14 protein-coding genes, 1 tRNA gene and 1 pseudogene are annotated in these 15,976 nt (G+C 52.1%); 4 read left to right on the top strand and 12 right to left on the bottom strand.

Annotated elements, in window-relative coordinates; genetic code table 11:
• Positions 1-13 precede the first annotated feature (13 nt).
• The 6 genes from OQV00_RS23560 to ahr all read right to left on the bottom strand — a co-directional run bounded on the left by OQV00_RS23560 (position 14) and on the right by ahr (position 6,157).
• Entirely contained in the window at positions 14-1,324 is a 1,311-nt protein-coding gene (locus OQV00_RS23560) for an ABC transporter substrate-binding protein (protein WP_127673423.1), read from the bottom strand.
• A complete protein-coding gene (locus tag OQV00_RS23555; RefSeq protein ID WP_044349346.1) occupies positions 1,317-2,390 on the bottom strand; it encodes an ABC transporter ATP-binding protein in 1,074 nt (357 codons plus the stop codon). Before OQV00_RS23555 ends, OQV00_RS23560 begins: the two co-directional genes overlap by 8 nt.
• 5 nt (positions 2,391-2,395) lie before the next feature.
• Positions 2,396-3,220: a phosphodiesterase gene (locus OQV00_RS23550; RefSeq protein ID WP_266279510.1), complete on the bottom strand. Its 825-nt coding sequence runs from the start codon at positions 3,218-3,220 to the stop codon at positions 2,396-2,398.
• Positions 3,221-3,230: 10 nt separating this feature from the next.
• Complete coding sequence (locus tag OQV00_RS23545) at positions 3,231-4,118, bottom strand: carbohydrate ABC transporter permease (protein WP_004857406.1); 888 nt, start codon at positions 4,116-4,118, stop codon at positions 3,231-3,233.
• Positions 4,108-4,980: a carbohydrate ABC transporter permease gene (locus tag OQV00_RS23540; protein WP_004857408.1), complete on the bottom strand. Its 873-nt coding sequence runs from the start codon at positions 4,978-4,980 to the stop codon at positions 4,108-4,110. Before OQV00_RS23540 ends, OQV00_RS23545 begins: the two co-directional genes overlap by 11 nt.
• A 157-nt stretch (positions 4,981-5,137) precedes the next feature.
• Complete coding sequence (ahr, locus tag OQV00_RS23535; protein ID WP_015585286.1) at positions 5,138-6,157, bottom strand: NADPH-dependent aldehyde reductase Ahr; 1,020 nt, start codon at positions 6,155-6,157, stop codon at positions 5,138-5,140.
• 290 nt (positions 6,158-6,447) lie between these two features.
• Here ahr and OQV00_RS23530 point away from each other — a divergent pair.
• Together OQV00_RS23530 and OQV00_RS23525 are read left to right on the top strand one after the other, a co-directional pair.
• Positions 6,448-6,532, top strand: a tRNA-Leu gene (locus OQV00_RS23530).
• A 163-nt stretch (positions 6,533-6,695) separates the two neighbouring features.
• Positions 6,696-7,961, top strand: coding sequence for a tyrosine-type recombinase/integrase (locus tag OQV00_RS23525; RefSeq protein WP_266279507.1), 1,266 nt, complete (start codon positions 6,696-6,698; stop codon positions 7,959-7,961).
• Between the two features lie 36 nt (positions 7,962-7,997).
• Here OQV00_RS23525 and OQV00_RS23520 read toward each other — a convergent pair whose 3' ends face one another.
• The 6 genes and pseudogenes from OQV00_RS23520 to OQV00_RS23495 all read right to left on the bottom strand — a co-directional run bounded on the left by OQV00_RS23520 (position 7,998) and on the right by OQV00_RS23495 (position 13,976).
• Positions 7,998-10,355: a S8 family peptidase gene (locus OQV00_RS23520; protein WP_266279505.1), complete on the bottom strand. Its 2,358-nt coding sequence runs from the start codon at positions 10,353-10,355 to the stop codon at positions 7,998-8,000.
• A 17-nt stretch (positions 10,356-10,372) separates the two neighbouring features.
• Positions 10,373-11,359 carry an AAA family ATPase gene (locus tag OQV00_RS23515; protein ID WP_039024018.1) on the bottom strand — a complete coding sequence of 329 codons (987 nt, stop codon included), beginning with the start codon at positions 11,357-11,359 and terminating at the stop codon, positions 10,373-10,375.
• Positions 11,360-11,705: 346 nt separating this feature from the next.
• A complete protein-coding gene (locus OQV00_RS23510) occupies positions 11,706-11,978 on the bottom strand; it encodes an ogr/Delta-like zinc finger family protein (RefSeq protein ID WP_048276941.1) in 273 nt (90 codons plus the stop codon).
• A gap of 5 nt (positions 11,979-11,983) precedes the next feature.
• Complete coding sequence (locus OQV00_RS23505; protein ID WP_266279502.1) at positions 11,984-12,535, bottom strand: phage polarity suppression protein; 552 nt, start codon at positions 12,533-12,535, stop codon at positions 11,984-11,986.
• Positions 12,532-12,813, bottom strand: a pseudogene (locus OQV00_RS23500) (septation initiation protein); the annotation flags it as partial. The pseudogene OQV00_RS23500 and the gene OQV00_RS23505, both read right to left, overlap by 4 nt.
• Positions 12,814-12,840: 27 nt before the next feature.
• Positions 12,841-13,976 (bottom strand): IS3 family transposase gene (locus tag OQV00_RS23495; protein WP_201996915.1). Its coding sequence is split into 2 segments (ribosomal slippage): positions 12,841-13,730 and positions 13,730-13,976, totalling 1,137 coding nucleotides; the frame shifts between segments, so codons are not numbered across the junction.
• Positions 13,977-14,164: 188 nt separating this feature from the next.
• Between OQV00_RS23495 and OQV00_RS23490 the strand changes: the two genes are divergently transcribed.
• Entirely contained in the window at positions 14,165-15,133 is a 969-nt protein-coding gene (locus tag OQV00_RS23490) for an IS110 family RNA-guided transposase (protein ID WP_065906418.1), read from the top strand.
• 176 nt (positions 15,134-15,309) lie between these two features.
• Positions 15,310-15,762, top strand: a complete 453-nt coding sequence (locus OQV00_RS23485) for an Hcp family type VI secretion system effector (RefSeq protein WP_064357819.1) — start codon at positions 15,310-15,312, stop codon at positions 15,760-15,762.
• Positions 15,763-15,976 lie beyond the last annotated feature (214 nt).

Raw genomic sequence — 15,976 nt, 5'->3', positions numbered from 1 at the left:
AGCGACAAGGGGCTTACTTCACCTCAGCGAGGGCGGTTTTGTCGACGTACGGCTTCATCAGGCTATCGGCCTCTTTCTGCGCCGTCTGCACCGCCGCTTCCGGCGTCACTTTGGCATCGTTAACCACCGCCGCCAGCTGGTTCTCCATCGCTTTACGCACGGCGACGGTCTCCCAGGTGGAGTACCACGGATGGGCGTACTTCAGCTGCTCCAGAGCAATCGCCGCGCGCGGATCCTGCTGCAGATAGGCCTTCATCTCCGGCGTATCGTACGAGGCTTTGCGCGGCGAGAAGTAGCCGGTGAAGCGGCTCCATGCGCCGTTGACCTGCGGGCTCACCAGATAAGTCAGGAACTGATAGGCCGCTTTCTTCTGCGCGTCGTTGATACCTTTAAAGCTCACCAGGCTGGCGCCGCCGATCGGTACCGCACGCTGCTCTTTCGCCGGCAGCATCGCCACCCCGAGCTCAAAATCTTTGCTGTTCTCGCGCATAAAGCCCAGCGCGCCGGTGCTGAGCATCGCCATCCCGACCTTGCCGGAGAAGAAGCTGGCGCTGATCTGCTTCGAGTTGAGCACGCCGGAGGGCATCACTTTGTCTTTGTAGATCAGATCCTGCCAGAAGCGCAGCGCCCCGATGGTGGTCGGCGCGTTGTAGTAGACCTCGCCCGGATAGTCTTCGTTAAAGTATTTTCCGCCGTTGGCGCGTACCAGCGCCGAGAAGATCCAGCCGCCGTAGTCATCGTTGGTCGACGGCAGCATGATCCCCCATTGGCCTTTGCTCTCGTCGGTCAGCTTTTTGGCATCCGCCAGCAGCTCGGCCCAGGTCTGCGGCGGCTGCGCGATCCCGGCCCGATCGAACATCGTTTTGTTGTAGTAGAGGATCGGCGTCGAGTTATGGAACGGAATAGCGTAGGTGGTGCCCATCACCTGGGCGTTCTTATGCATTGCCGGCCAGAACTCCTTGACCAGGAAGTCCCCCGCTTTTTGATCGCCATACTGGAACAGATCGTCCATCGGCAGGATCTCATCCTTCAGCGCCAGATCGGTGGTGAAGTTGGCGGACATGATCACCAATGCCGGCGGCTGTCCGGCCTTCTGCGCCGATTCCGCTTTGATCTTGGTGGTGTCGTAGTTGCCGGTGAAGATCCCGCGCACTTCGACATCCTGCTGCGAATCGTTAAAGGCTTTGATGACGCGGGTCATCTCCATGGTCAGCTTGCCGTCTACCGGCGCCGGGAACATGAAATCGATCTTCTCTTTTGCCAGCGCCGCGCCGCTTAGCGCGAGGCTTAACCCAACCGCGAGAGCCGTCAGAGGTTTAAGCATGGTCAATCTCCTGGAGTAAATTGTGCTGTTGCTCAGCATGAAAAAGATGAATATCGGCAGGCGAGAAGCCGAGGATCAGCGTGTCGCCTTTCTCCGGCACCGCGCCGCGATGGCGGCGGCTAAAGCGCAGGGTGCCGATGGGGGTGCTGACGTGAAGCAGATAATCGGCTCCCATCAGTTCTCGTTGCAGGACGGTGGCACAGAGGCGCAGATGCCCCTCCTCCACGCGATCGCTGATATGTTCCGGACGAATGCCGAACCAGACCCGGGACTCGTCACGGTAGCGCGGCGGCAGCGGATGGCGCAGGTCGCCGAGCTGCACCTCGCCGTCGGCGCAGGGCAGCGACAGCAGATTCATCGCCGGTGAGCCGATAAACCCGGCAACGAACAGGTTGGCCGGATGGGCGTAGAGGTACTCCGGCCGCCCGACCTGCTGGACGTGGCCGCCGTTCATCACCACGATGCGATCGGCCATCGACATCGCCTCGGTCTGATCGTGGGTGACGTAGACGGTGCTGGTTTTTAGCTGCTGGTGGAGATCCATGATGCTGTCGCGTACTTCGCTGCGCAGACGCGCGTCGAGGTTGGAGAGCGGTTCGTCCATCAGGAACAGGCGCGGGTTGCGCACGATGGCGCGGGCCATCGCTACCCGCTGGCGCTGGCCGCCGGAGAGCTTCGCCGGCTTGCGGTCCAGCAGCGTTTCCAGCTGTAGCATCTGCGCCACTTTATCGACCCGCGGCTGCCAGCTGGCCTTATCTTCTTTCCGTACCTTCATGCCGAAGGTGATGTTGTCCTGCACCGACAGGTGCGGGAACAAGGCGTAGTTCTGGAAGATCATCGCGAAGTTGCGCTCGCGCGGCGACAGGGTGGTGATGTTCTGGTCGTGCAGCCAGATCTCGCCTTCGCTCACCGGCTCCAGCCCGGCCAGCAGGCGCAGCAGGGTGCTTTTGCCGCAGCCGGAGGGGCCGACCAGCACCACGAATTCGCCTTCGTGAATATCGAGGGAGAGGGCGTCGAGGGCCGGTTTACCGTCGAAACGCTTACTGATGTTTTGCAAACTAAGCATGAGAATTAACGCTCTTCCGTTGGGCAACTGATGTTTTCGTCATACAGCCACGGCCCGGCGTGGTGGGTCAGCGGGTGCTGGTAGCTGACCCACTGCTCGCCGACCTGGCGGTGCATCAGGCACGACGCCGGCGACAGGTCGTAGTACGGGCGACGGTCTTCGTGGAAATAGGGCACCTGATGGACGGTTCCCGGGATGGTGGAGATGATCGCCTGGCGATACTGGGTCAGGGTCAGACTATGGTTATGACCGCAGAAGATGCGCGTCAGGGAAGGGAAGCGCTCCACCAGCGCCAGCAGACGATGGCCGTTTTCGCAGGCGATGGGGTCCATCTGGGCATTGCCCAGCGGCAGCGGCGGGTGGTGCATAAACACCGTCGCCGGCTTATCGCCGCCGTCGAACAGCTGGGCCTCCAGCCATTTGATGGTTTCGTCGGTCAGCCAGCCGCTGGAGGTGCCGGCGCGGCTGGAGTCGATAAACAGCAGGCGGGTGGCGAAGTCGTCCACCGCGTAATGCATGTTCTGCGGGTCGCTGCCGAGCTGCGGACACAGCGGATGCAGGTATTCGAGAAACAGGGCTTTATCGTCGTGATTGCCGGGGATCAGATACAGCGGATAGTTCAGGCTGCCGAGGATCTGGCGGGCCACCTCGTACTCCTGCGGGCGGCCGCAGTTGACGATATCGCCGCTGACCACCACCGCGTCCGGACGCTCCTGCAGGGCGTTGAGCTGGGAGACCACGTCGGCATTGGCGGCGTTAACGTCGATAAAGCCGTACAGCTTCTGCCCGCGGCTGCGGAAATGGGTATCGGAAATCTGGCCTAACAGCATAGATAACTCCTTATTTGATCCCGGAGAAGCCGAAGCTTCGCAGGAACTGTTTCTGGAAAAGGATGAACGCCAGCATCAGCGGCAGGCAGACCATCAGCGTCCCAGCGCCGATGGTGCCCCACTGGCCGCCGGATTCGGCGCCCATGGCGAAGGAGACCAGCCCCACGGTCAGCACCTGCTTATCGGGATCGTTGAGCATCATTAGCGGCCACAGATACTCGTTCCAGTGGTAGGTAATGCTGACGGTGGCGAAGGCCAGCACCGACGGCCAGGACATCGGCAGCAGCACGCGGAACAGCACCTGCCACCAGCGGCAGCCCTCCATCAGCGCGGCTTCTTCCAGCTCTTTGGGGATGGCGAGGAACGCCTGGCGCATCAGGAACACGCCGAACGCCGAGGTGAAGTAGGGCATCATCACCCCGGTGAGGGTGTTGAGCAGGCCGAAGGTCTTCAGAGTCAGCATGTTCGGCACCATCATCACCACCGGCATGATCATCAGCTGGACCAGGAACAGCAGGAACAGGGTCTGCTTGCCGCGGAACTGGTGGCAGGCGAAGACATAGCCGGCGGTGGTGATGGTCAACAGCTGCACGAAGAAGGTGCCGAAGGTAAAAATAAGGGTGTTGGCGTAGAGGCTTAGCCAGTCGGCGCTGGCCCAGGCGTCGCGGAAGTTATCCAGCGTCAGCGGCAGGCGCGGCAGCAGGGAGGCCATATCCTCGCCGAAGGTGGTGGCGCTGAACGCGGTAGCCAGCATCCAGATAAACGGGCTGACCCACAGCAGAGCCAGGCAGCACATCAGCACGCTGAGGGTGAACGGCTGCGAGCGACGTAGGCGCAGCCACAGCGGTAGTGAGGCGACCGGCGAACGAACAACCAGCGGCGAGGCTTCAGCGCTCATAGTGGGCTCCTTTCTCCAGCAGTTTGAGGTTAAGCAGCGAGAAGGCGAACAGCCCGGCCAGGGTCAGGAAGGTGGCGGCGGAGGCTTTGCCGAGGTCGTGGGTATCCCACGCCAGATTCTGGATGTAGTAGAGCAGCACGGTGGTGGCATTATCCGGCCCGCCGCGGGTCATCACCGCCACGTGGTCAATCTGGGTGATGGAGTAGATCAGCGCGGTGGTGATCACGAAGCTCAGGGTCGGGCGCAGCAGCGGTAGCGTCACCTTAAAGAACACCTGGCTGCGGGTGGCGCCTTCCATGATCGCCGCTTCACGCGTTGAGGCCGGGATGCTCTGCAACCCGGCGAGGAAAAACAGCATGTAGTAGCCGGCGAACTTCCATACGCCGATCAACGCCAGCGCCAGCAGGGCGCTGTTGCTGCGCCCCAGCCAGTTGTTGTTCATCGGCCCGAACAGCTTCGCCAGATAGTGGTCGAGCAGGCCGAGCCCGGGCATAAAGATAAACAGCCACAGCGCGGCGGCGCTGACCATCGGGATAATCATCGGGAAGAAAAAGGCGGTGCGCAGCCAGCGGTTAACGCGGTGGTTTTCGCTCAGCGCGACGGCCAGCAGCAGGGCCAGCGTCACGCCGGGGACCACGGTCAGCAGGATATAGAGCAGGTTGTTGAGCAGCGACTGCCAGAAGACGTTATCGGCGAACAGGCGGACGAAGTTATCCAGCCCGACGAACGGCGCGTTGTCGCTGGCCATGCGGGTATCGAACAGGCTGTCGTACACCGAACGGCCCAGCGGGAACCAGGTAAACAGTAGTAAAAACAGCAGGGAGGGCGACAGTATCAGCCAGGGGAGCCAGGTTTTTCTCATGGTGGCAGACGTCTCGTTCAGGCGTTTATGGAAGCCCGGATTGTGAGAACGAATGACTGCAAGGGGATGGCGGGGAGATGACCGTTTAATGAACCTTCAGCGGGCGCCGGCTGAGGGAACAGGCCGGGCAGACGCGCCGCCCGGCGGATAAGGGGGTTTAGAAGTCGGCTTTCAGCACCACGCGATAGCGGGCTTTACCCTCGCGCACGTGTTTCAGCGCCTCGTTGATCTGCGACATCGGGAACAGCTCGGTAGTCGGGGCCACTTTGCTGCGTCCGGCAAACTTCATCAGCTTGCGCAGCTCGGACGGGTTGCCGGTAGCTGAACCGGAGATGCTGCGGTCGCCGCCAATCAGGGTAAAGGCGGGAACCTGTAGCGGCTTCATCACCGCGCCGACGGTATGGAAGTTGCCGCCGTACGCCAGCGCTTCGAAGTACGGCTGCCATTCGAGATCCACCGCCACGGTGTTGATGATCAGATCGAACTGGCCGGCCAGCGCTTTTAGGGCTTCAGGATCGCGGCTGTTCACCACCCGATCGGCGCCCATCGCCAGCACTTCCTGCTCTTTCGCCGGACTGGAGCTGAAGGCAGTCACTTCGGCGCCCATGGCGCGCAGCAGCTTAATGGCGATATGGCCGAGGCCGCCGATACCAATGACGCCCACGCGGCTGGTGGCGGTGACGTGGTGCATCAGCAGCGGTTTAAAGACGGTGATCCCGCCGCACAGCATCGGGCCGGCGGATTCGATATCGATACTCTCCGGCAGCGGGATCACCCATTGCCAGTCGGCGCGCAGCTTATCGGCAAAGCCGCCGCGGTTGATGATGGTTGGCACCGAGCCTTCGAGGCAGTTGATCTGGTTGCCGCTGATGCAGGCATCGCAGTGCCCGCAGCTGCGGGCCGTCCAGCCGATGCCCACCTTCTGTCCGACTTTCAGTCCTTTATCCTGCGCCGCGCTGCCCAGCGCCGCCACGCGGCCAATCACCTCATGGCCGGCAACCAGCGGATAGCTCGACATGCCCCATTCGTTGTCGATCATCGACAGGTCGGAGTGGCAGATGCCGCAGTATTCAACCTGTACTTCGACATCCTGCGGCAGCAGTTCGCCCGCGTCGTACTCCCACAGCGACAGATCGGCGCCCGCTTCTTTGGCGGCGTAGCTTTTAATTGTGCTCATCACGATTTCCTTGGTTTGGCGTAGATAAACAGAAAGTGTAGAGCATGGGGCGGGGCGACGCTTGGCAGAAGGAGGCAGGCAGACGGGGCAATCGAAGAAGGAAGGGGAAGGGGAAGGGGAAGGGGAGCGGGGTAAGCTTGCCGGGCAGGCGAAGGGGAAAATGTGACCTGAGACGCTCCTGAGCAGGCCGGGCGCTGTTTTTTTCGACACTTAGCGTGGCGGAGACACGCTGCTGCTTGCATGGCGGCCATCGACAGGTATAATCCACAACGTTTCCGTATCCCTTCAGTGCCGAAGTGGCGAAATCGGTAGACGCAGTTGATTCAAAATCAACCGTAGAAATACGTGCCGGTTCGAGTCCGGCCTTCGGCACCATTAGTACTTCCAAGACCATCCGAGAAAGTCCAGTTATCCCTTTAAAATCAATGTTTGCAGCGATTTTTACGTCCTGAGTCGTCCGAGGTTGTCCGTTGAAATCCGGATGTCATTGGGGGCATAATTGGGGGCATCTTAACTTCGATTAGAAATATGCCCCCAAATGAAGCTCAACGCCAGACAGGTCGAGACCGCAAAGCCAAAAGACAAAACCTACAAAATGGCCGATGGTGGCGGTTTGTATCTCGAGGTTTCGGCCAAGGGTTCTAAATACTGGCGCATGAAATACAGACGGCCCTCTGACAAAAAAGAGGATCGCCTCGCTTTTGGTGTTTGGCCTACGGTGACGCTTGCTCAGGCAAGAGCAAAACGCGATGAAGCTAAAAAACTGTTAGTACAGGGTATTGACCCAAAAGCCGAACAGAAAGAAGCTCAGGCCGAGAATTCAGGGGCATATACTTTCGAAACCATTGCTCGCGAATGGCACGCCAGTAACAAGCGATGGAGTGAAGACCATCGATCGCGCGTTCTTCGCTATCTTGAGCTTTATATCTTCCCTCATATCGGTTCGTCCGACATTCGCCAGCTCAAAACCAGCAACCTGCTATCCCCGATTAAAAAAGTTGATGCCAGTGGTAAACACGACGTCGCTCAGCGCCTGCAACAGCGCGTTACGGCCATTATGCGTTATGCCGTACAGAACGATTACATCGACTCAAATCCAGCCAGTGATATGGCCGGTGCGCTTTCTACAACCAAAGCGCGACATTACCCCGCTTTACCCTCTAGCCGCTTCCCTGAGTTTCTTGCTCGTCTTGCTGCATATCGTGGCCGCATAATGACACGGATCGCGGTCGAGCTTTCCTTACTGACCTTTGTGCGCTCCAGTGAACTACGTTTTGCGCGCTGGGATGAATTCGACTTCGATAAATCTCTTTGGCGTATACCTGCAAAGCGTGAAGAAATTAAAGGCGTTCGTTACTCGTATCGTGGCATGAAGATGAAAGAGGAGCATATAGTTCCTCTTAGTCGACAGGCGATGATTTTGTTAGAGCAGCTTAAGCAGATTAGTGGTGATAAAGAGCTACTTTTTCCAGGGGATCATGACGCAACAAAGGTTATGAGTGAAAACACAGTGAACAGCGCTTTACGTGCAATGGGCTATGACACGAAAACCGAAGTCTGTGGGCATGGGTTTAGGACGATGGCGCGTGGTGCATTGGGTGAGTCAGGGTTATGGAGCGATGACGCGATAGAAAGGCAGCTGAGTCATTCAGAACGAAATAGTGTGCGTGCGGCATATATTCATACGTCTGAACACTTGGATGAACGTCGATTGATGGTTCAATGGTGGTCTGATTATATAGATGCAACTAAGAAACAAATGATTACTCCTTATGAGTTTGCTAAAAAACTTAATTTAAAATAGAATAAACAGGCAACATGGTTGCCTGTTTATTCTATTTTAAATTCGATTTCTGTTTTGTACTCTTGGCTGAACTCTTTGCTGGATGGTCTGGTAAATATTTACATTCTCAGTATGCGTGAGCTCGACTACAATCGCATAACGTTGTTGCTGAATAAAATCAGCCCAACCGGCTTGGCAACGTACAACAAGATGGTACGTATTTCCATAATTCTCTATGGCATTATCATAACTGACCGAAGCCGATTGTATTGTTGCAAAATCTCTAGAATTTGCGCCTGGCTTTAGATCACAATTATATTTATTAGGCATTTCAGAGATAGCATCACCTTCCTCTTTTACTTTGAAAAAGTTGAATACATCGTCGGCAGTTTTACCTCTTATTAACCTGAAGTTCATTTCACAGCCAAGATAATCTTTTCTTGTATGTCTAACCGGTGGGTCAAAGGCAAGTGTAATACTGATGTTTTTTTTACCTTTGGTGTTCTTGAAGTTATCTGGAATTGGTATTTCATATACAGCGAAATAATCAGGCTGTAAAACATCTTGAGAGTATAATACTACTCGATTATCTTCGGATGAGATTAAATTTTTTACTCTTACCAATCCTTTTCCATAGATGTTATTTTTGGATTTTCCATCAAGTAAATTAATGCGCTGTTGATTCTCTAAAGGATGAGAAGAGGCGTTTACTAACAAGGCTCTCAGTAAGTTAGCCGTACTATTTGGTATTTGTTTCAACAATAATGCAGCCTTATTAGCTACCATAGGCGCCGCAACTGATGTACCAGAGGAAGCTGTAAAAAGACTATTTAAAAATTTATTGTTTAAACTTAATATGCCGGATTCAGGAATATCTCCACCAGGCCTTATATTATGTATGGCTGTGTCGTAAAGCGCAGTTCCGCCGTAATCTACTAAGTCGGGTTTACACATTCCTAAAATCCCCGGCCCAGATCTGGTAAAAATCGAAGGCTCATCCATTCGTGCGGTAGGGATGACTCCAACATATTCTGCTAGATCAGGAGGTAATCCATCTCCATGAGATAAGGAACCTACCGTTAATACATTCACTGCACCTGCGGGTTCAAGAAATCTATTTCTCTTTTCTATTAAATAGTTTGGATATTCAGAAATTGCATCCTCTGGTTCTGCCCCCCAAGAAGAACCATTTCCAGCGGAAACTATAATCAATATATCAAGATCTCTAGCTAAGTCATCGAGAATTGAAGCCCATTGCCCATTTCGATCACCCTTGAAAGGAGCTTTAGGATCACCGAGTGAAATATTGAATATCCTACAATTAAAGTCATGATGAAGCTGTCTAATTGCTTGCGACATTAATTTGGGAATTACTACATCGTCTGGAAAACGTCCTTCATCATCTACAACTTTAGCCGAGCATATTCTAGCGTAACGAATCAGTTGGTTCTGAGCCAGTTGATGTCGTAAGTCTCCAAAAACTGCAACTCCCGCAACCGAAGTGCCATGTCCCCAAGAGTCTTGACCAGCATCATTTAGGTAAGACACGGTTCCGACAATTACGTTATCTAAAAAAGGATGATTGTTTAATCCACTGTCAATTATACCTATAACTGGCAAATCTTCATATGCATTAATGGGTTGTGGCGTGTCATCTAATTCAAATTTAAAGTATTTTTTGGTCTCCATATCTGGCATGGGGGGTAAGTCAATGGTATAGACTTCTGGTATTTCTAATACTAATTTTAATGCGGATATATTACACCGTGCCCTCAATAAGGAAATTGAGGGGCCAATATAGGAATCTAGAAAATCTCCACCATTATTAACAATAAGGTTTTTAATGGTTTCAATTTTCGCTTCTCTTTCTATTCTTCCTCCAAAATCCCATAATTCAATATCGACAATATAATTTTCCATTTCATCGAAATCATCTATGGCATTAAAACCAGATTCTTTAAAACGGATTCCTATTCTGTCTGTACTTGTAATGGTTTCAATTGAAATTAAATTACCTACGAAATTATTGTAGGATGGGTTCTTTTGTTTTGCGGGTATAGGCCCTGAGTAGGCATTAATTCTGTCTTTTAAATCGGCCAGTGAATCGTTAGAAGAAAATAATACTAAAGTTTTATCATCGTCGTGAGATAGAACCTGTAACCCAAGCCTTAACCAGTCTTCATCGGCAGCAGACCCATCATATTTAACCTTCATGATCAATGATGGATCAATGTTTCCAGGAATACGTTTACTTCGAACATATGCAACTGTACTATCAATTTGATGAATTAAAGATGTTCCATGTATTGTTCTTTCCTGAGAGTTACGTTTTGGAGCTGAACCATATCCCGGTTTTTTTCTTCTTTCTAATTGCTGAGGAATTTTAACAAGTCGTAAATGTTCATACTCTGCCATATAAGACTCCATGTATATTATCGCATTTGTTCAACACCACTATTTCTTCGATGTTCATCATTTATCGCATCGACAAAATAACGCTCATTCAAAACTTTATGTTTTCCAATAATCATTGATTTTATTGCTTGATTAAGCACTCTCTCTAGACTTGAAAAACTCATTTTTTCTAACTTATAAACATAATTATCTGGATTAAAATCATATTTAATATTTTTTAATCTGCTTTTTAAAAATCTCCTAATCATTCCTTTATCAGGGTTTTTAAACCATATGACTTCATCAAAACGTCTCCATACAGCTGGATCAATGCTTTTATCTAAGTTGGTGGCTGCAATCATAAAACCTTTAGGTGATAACCTTTCAATAAATAATAGCAAGCTGTTCACAACTCGTTTAAGTTCATTGTGTTCATTGCTATCTTCTCTAGAGCGAGCAATAGCATCAAACTCATCCAAAAAAAGAACGCAAGGCTTATTGTTGGCGAACTCAAAAATTGAGCGTATATTGGTCGCAGTTTCGCCTAGATATGATGACATCAATTTATCTAATTTTACGATAAACATAGGCAAGCCTAACGTGGATGCAAACACTTCTGCTGTTAGAGTCTTACCACAGCCGGGAGGCCCGCAAAAAAGAAGTTTCGTGCGTAATGATAGACCATTCTTCCGAATAGCTTCAGCAAAACGATACTCCTCTATTAACCCTTTAAGGATTCTAACGTTATCGAAAGATAAAACTAAATCTTTATGGAAATGGCTTGGTTCAACTCGTTCCACAAAATCATTAGTGGCCTCGTTCATGGGAGAGAATCGCTCCAATCCTTTTAATGAGTAATTCGAACCTACAGCTCGGCTATTTTCAAGCGTCCTTCTTAGGCTATTAGCCAAAACTTTATTATTCTTTTTTTCTTCTTCATTTATGATTCGTTCAGCAACAGAACGAAATTCATCATCATTACCGTAGCTAGCCAAAAGTTTCTTCATTAATTCGCCTCTGGCCATCTCCAATCCTTCTTAATAGTGTGAAATAGTAATCGGTTCGTTACATCAAATGCTCTACACATGAGTAACAAGGCTAAGAGTATACCACCAAGTTAAAGATACCTATCAACCACTTTGCGCGCGCAGCCCCGCCCGCCTGCCCGCTTCGCTTAACAGACTGGTTTTCATGCACCCCGTAAATCGTCTCAGAAGCTGCCGCACAAGGGCTTTCGCGTCAAAAATGGCGCATGATACTCATGCGTTTTCATGCGCCATAGACATGCACTCACGCGCTCTCAGGCCAGCCAGGGAAAAGGCGTAAAAAATCCCGGTACTGGACCGGGATTACGTGGGCGTTTTTTGCTAATCAGACAGGGATTTGCTGACGGCCTGACAGCTTTGACGCGGAGCCATAGCGATTGAGCGTTCTCTGCTGCTTTTCAGGTTGCTCCGGTTCGACTGGTACATTTTCATTGCGCCGGGGCTTCATAATTATCGTATCCACACTTTCAAGTGCGGTAAATGTGCAGGAACATTCCAGGTTCTGGCACTGATACCATGAGCGTTTAACCGATGGTGCTTCATAGGCGGAGGTTCTGGCGTGTGCCGTCGTACCGCATTCGGGACATTTAAGTGCCATTAATATCACTCCTGCATATCGTTAATGTCATTCAGGCGTTGCTGAAAGCGCAGATGTTGTGCCGGAGTGTAAGTACCCTGGCAGTCACGAACCATATTGGGGTCAGGCATCACACCGGATTCATCCAGAATCTCACGATAATCCCCGGCGATTTCAGGCGGTGTTATTGCGAGCTGGCGAACCAGGGCACTGCGTAACATACGGGACGCAACGTCAACCCCTCCACGCCCCTTAAGAAACGGAGCCAGTGCAGATGTCAGGGCTGCTCCATTCGCCTGCATAAAACTGCTGAGAGCGTCTTCTGTGCAGGCCTCCATCAGCAGATGCTGCGAGTACATACACTCACGCGCAGCGCAGTTAATCTGCCATTTCAGCACATCCAGTCGTTCCCGCAGTAACCCGAGCTGTCGGGCATAATCTGCTGGTTTTTCCGTGGCAGTGAGGAGAGATTCTATCTGTTGTTCAGCGGCTTTTCGGCTCTCACTATGTCCAGCCCACAGAATACGGGCGTTTCGAAAACTGGTAAGCGCCTGCGCAGGAGTGGCCCGGGCCGTCATACTGATTTCTCCTTCTCAGCCCGTTCCTGACGAACCTTCATTTTATGAATAGCTGCCGGAGAGGGTTGATTACTGAAATCCAGACGGGCCGCATAATCCGGTGCAACGCCCGCCAGTTTAAACACAGGGTCCTGTTCCGGCATCGCAGCGTTAGTAAGAGCCGGTCTGGTGAGATGTTTGTGAATAAAGTCTTTCAGTACTGTGTCCGGGTCATTAACTGAATTCACCACACCCACAACGGCACTGGCTTCCCGCCCCATTGTGGTTTTGTGGACTGACCCCACGACCGTAGACAAATTCTGTCCTCACGACGAGGCCTGTTCAAAGGCCTCCGGACTGACGCCGCCAAGGTGACTGTGACGCCGGGCCCGGTTGTAGAACACTTCAATGTAATCGAAGATATCGGCCCGGGCCAGATCCCGGGTTTTATAGATGCGTTTTCTGATCCGTTCTTTTTTCAGTGAACTGAAGAACGATTCGGCCACCGCATTATCCCAGCAGTTGCCACGCCGGCTCATACTGGGTGCCAGGTTATTGGCCCGACAGAACCGTTGCCAGTCGTCGCTGCCGTACTGGCTGCCCTGGTCTGAGTGCACGATGACCTCGCTGTCCGGTTTACGTCGCCAGACCGCCATCATCAGCGCATCCAGTGCCAGTTCGCGTGAGAGGGTCGGCTTCATCGACCAACCCACCACGTTACGGGCAAAGAGGTCGATAACCACCGCCAGATACAACCATCCCTGCCAGGTCCGGATATAAGTGATGTCGGTGACCCAGACCTGATTGGCCCGGACAACGGTAAACTGCCGCTGTACGCGATTAGGGGCAACCACTGAAGGTCGGCCGGCGATACGCCGTGGTGCTTTATAGCCACGCACGGCTTTAATCCGGTTCAGTTGCATAATACGGCCCACCCGGTTTTTGCCGCAGGTTTCCCCGATTTCGTTCAGATCGCCATGAACCCGCCGGTAACCGTATACGCCTCCGCTCAGTGAATATGAATCACGGATAAGCGTCAGCAGACGCTGGTTATCTTTATCACGCGCCGAGACCGGGTTGTGCAGCCACGCGTAGAACCCGGCCCGGGCGACATGCAGTACCCGACACATCGTCATCACACCCCATACAGTGCGGTGCTCATTGATAAAGCGGTACTTCAGTCGGGCTCCCTTGCAAAGTACCGCGCGGCCTTTTTCAGGATATCCCGTTCTTCTTCGGTACGTTTTAGCTGCGCCCGAAGTTTCAGGATCTCGCTTTTGGCTTCCAGTAAATCCCGGGCATGCTGTTCGCTGTTATCAGGTTTGATAGCCCGTAGCCACTTGTAGAGGCTGTGTGCAGAAACACCCAGACGGTCAGATACTTCGGCAACGGAATAACCGCGTTCCGTTATCTGACGGACGGCTTCTTCCTTAAATTCAGGTGTAAATCGTGGTGTGCCCATACGCTCCTCCTTGTATCTCAAAAGTGGATTACTATGATCTGGCTTAGATTTGGCAAGGCCTGTGTAGTCCGATTCCTCCCGGGGTTATTAAAGCCCGCAGCATAGCGATTGACGCACAGGCTGAGCCGTTCATCTGAAGCCCGAACAGTTGTCCGAACTTCAAATCGTATTTGCAAGGAGGGGTATAGATGAGCGTGTCAAATCAACGTTGTGCAGGCATAGATGTTTCAAAAGGTACTCTGGATATTGCAATCAGCAATATTGCCAGCCAGTTCACTGTACCAAATGGAACTGACGGTTTTACTCAAGTTCTCAGAGAGTTAAAGCGAAATGAAACAAGGTTGATCCTCATGGAGGCGACAGGGGGTCTGGAGTCATGTGTGGCTTGTTATCTTCAATCAGAAGGGTTTGACGTTGTCGTCATTAATCCCCGCCAGGCTCGAGATTTTGCTCGTGCAATGGGCTATCTGGCGAAGACTGATCGTATAGATGCCAGAGTATTGCTTCAGATGTCAGAAGTTATTAACCAGCACCCAGAACGGGAAAGATACATTCGTCCCTTACCTGATGCCCACAGGCAGATTCTGGCTGCGATGGTGGTCAGACGCAGACAGCTCACGATCATGCTTACAGCCGAACGAAACCGATTACATCCCTCGCATCCTCTGAGCCATGCAAGCATCAGATCAATTATTTCGGCCCTGAAGGGCGAGTTGGCGCGTATTGAAGGTGAAATGGCGATTCACATCAAGGAGCATTTCAGTGAATTATCCGAGCTTCTGAACGCAGTTAAAGGAGTTGGCTCTGCGACAGTCGCTGTACTACTGGCAGAAGTCCCAGAACTTGGCTCACTGTCACGACGAGAAATTAGTGCCCTTATTGGGGTTGCTCCAGTAAACAGGGATTCCGGTACGATGCGCGGTCGCCGAACTGTATTCGGAGGGCGAGCTTCAGTCCGTACAGCTCTCTATATGTCAGCCCTGGTTGGGACGAGGCACAACCCTGTAATTAAAGAGTTCTATACACGCCTGGTTGCCGCAGGAAAACCTAAAAAAGTTGCACTGACGGCCTGCATCAGAAAATTGCTGACCATCCTGAACGCAATGCTGAAAAAGAATGAAGCATGGGATCCGATGTATCACCAGCATGCTTCGTAGCCGCGCTCGAAAGACAGTTGCTATGCTCAAACTATAGGGCAGGATCGTCTACCGGGGTGGGGTCAGTCCAACTATAGGGCAGGATCGTCTACCGGGGTGGGGTCAGTCCAACTATAGGGCAGGATCGTCTACCGGGGTGGGGTCAGTCCAACTATAGGGCAGGATCGTCTACCGGGGTGGGGTCAGTCCACGTGGGGTCGTGTGATGTTCACGGAAGAGATGGCAGCATAGAACTACGAAGTTTGCAGCACGGCGTAATTATCCCTACAGATCCCCTCACTGGTAAAGTCACGGGTTCCCGTCAACACTGCTCTTTTAACTTCACCAAAGAGATTGACAGTTCATCGCCGTATCTGTTTAAGGCTGTTGCGACAGGCCAGACGCTGAAAAGTGCTGAATTTAATTTCTACAGAATTAACTACAGTGGACAAGAGGAAATCTACTACATCATCACGTTAGAAAATGTGAGAGTGGTTCACTATAGCCCTGTTATGCACGACACGAGATCGGTGACCGGGACGGGTCACATGGAAGATATTTCCCTGAGTTATGAGAAAATCACGCACCTTTATAAAGACGGTAACATTCTTCACTCTGATTCCTGGAACGAGAAGTATGGCTGTCATTAACGATGTCGGGCAAGAGGTGGAATACTGTACTATACGGATGCTGCTCTATGGCCTGATTATCATCAGCTCTACTGGCTAAAAGAGACCCCTCGTGCTGGATAAGAGAAACCCGGCCGTCGGCGTTTTATCGGTTCAGCGTACGGAATAACAGAGTATGGGTGGATGAAATATAGCGGCGAGCGATTACCATCAAAAACCTACGTTATCGTTAAGA

Source organism: Klebsiella sp. DY2415, from assembly GCF_026314315.1.
Lineage (GTDB): Bacteria > Pseudomonadota > Gammaproteobacteria > Enterobacterales > Enterobacteriaceae > Klebsiella > Klebsiella ornithinolytica.
Note: the sequence above shows the minus strand (reverse complement) of the source record. Positions and strands in the feature narration are given on the sequence as shown.

Excerpts from the sequence above, each read along its gene's own strand:
- OQV00_RS23560 (WP_127673423.1), bottom strand. The coding sequence starts at position 1,324 with ATGCTTAAACCTCTGACGGCTCTCGCGGTTGGGTTAAGCCTCGCGCTA.
- OQV00_RS23555 (WP_044349346.1), bottom strand. The coding sequence starts at position 2,390 with ATGCTTAGTTTGCAAAACATCAGTAAGCGTTTCGACGGTAAACCGGCC.
- OQV00_RS23550 (WP_266279510.1), bottom strand. The coding sequence starts at position 3,220 with ATGCTGTTAGGCCAGATTTCCGATACCCATTTCCGCAGCCGCGGGCAG.
- OQV00_RS23545 (WP_004857406.1), bottom strand. The coding sequence starts at position 4,118 with ATGAGCGCTGAAGCCTCGCCGCTGGTTGTTCGTTCGCCGGTCGCCTCA.
- OQV00_RS23540 (WP_004857408.1), bottom strand. The coding sequence starts at position 4,980 with ATGAGAAAAACCTGGCTCCCCTGGCTGATACTGTCGCCCTCCCTGCTG.
- ahr (WP_015585286.1), bottom strand. The coding sequence starts at position 6,157 with ATGAGCACAATTAAAAGCTACGCCGCCAAAGAAGCGGGCGCCGATCTG.
- OQV00_RS23525 (WP_266279507.1), top strand. The coding sequence starts at position 6,696 with ATGAAGCTCAACGCCAGACAGGTCGAGACCGCAAAGCCAAAAGACAAA.
- OQV00_RS23520 (WP_266279505.1), bottom strand. The coding sequence starts at position 10,355 with ATGGCAGAGTATGAACATTTACGACTTGTTAAAATTCCTCAGCAATTA.
- OQV00_RS23515 (WP_039024018.1), bottom strand. The coding sequence starts at position 11,359 with ATGGCCAGAGGCGAATTAATGAAGAAACTTTTGGCTAGCTACGGTAAT.
- OQV00_RS23510 (WP_048276941.1), bottom strand. The coding sequence starts at position 11,978 with ATGGCACTTAAATGTCCCGAATGCGGTACGACGGCACACGCCAGAACC.
- OQV00_RS23505 (WP_266279502.1), bottom strand. The coding sequence starts at position 12,535 with ATGACGGCCCGGGCCACTCCTGCGCAGGCGCTTACCAGTTTTCGAAAC.
- OQV00_RS23490 (WP_065906418.1), top strand. The coding sequence starts at position 14,165 with ATGAGCGTGTCAAATCAACGTTGTGCAGGCATAGATGTTTCAAAAGGT.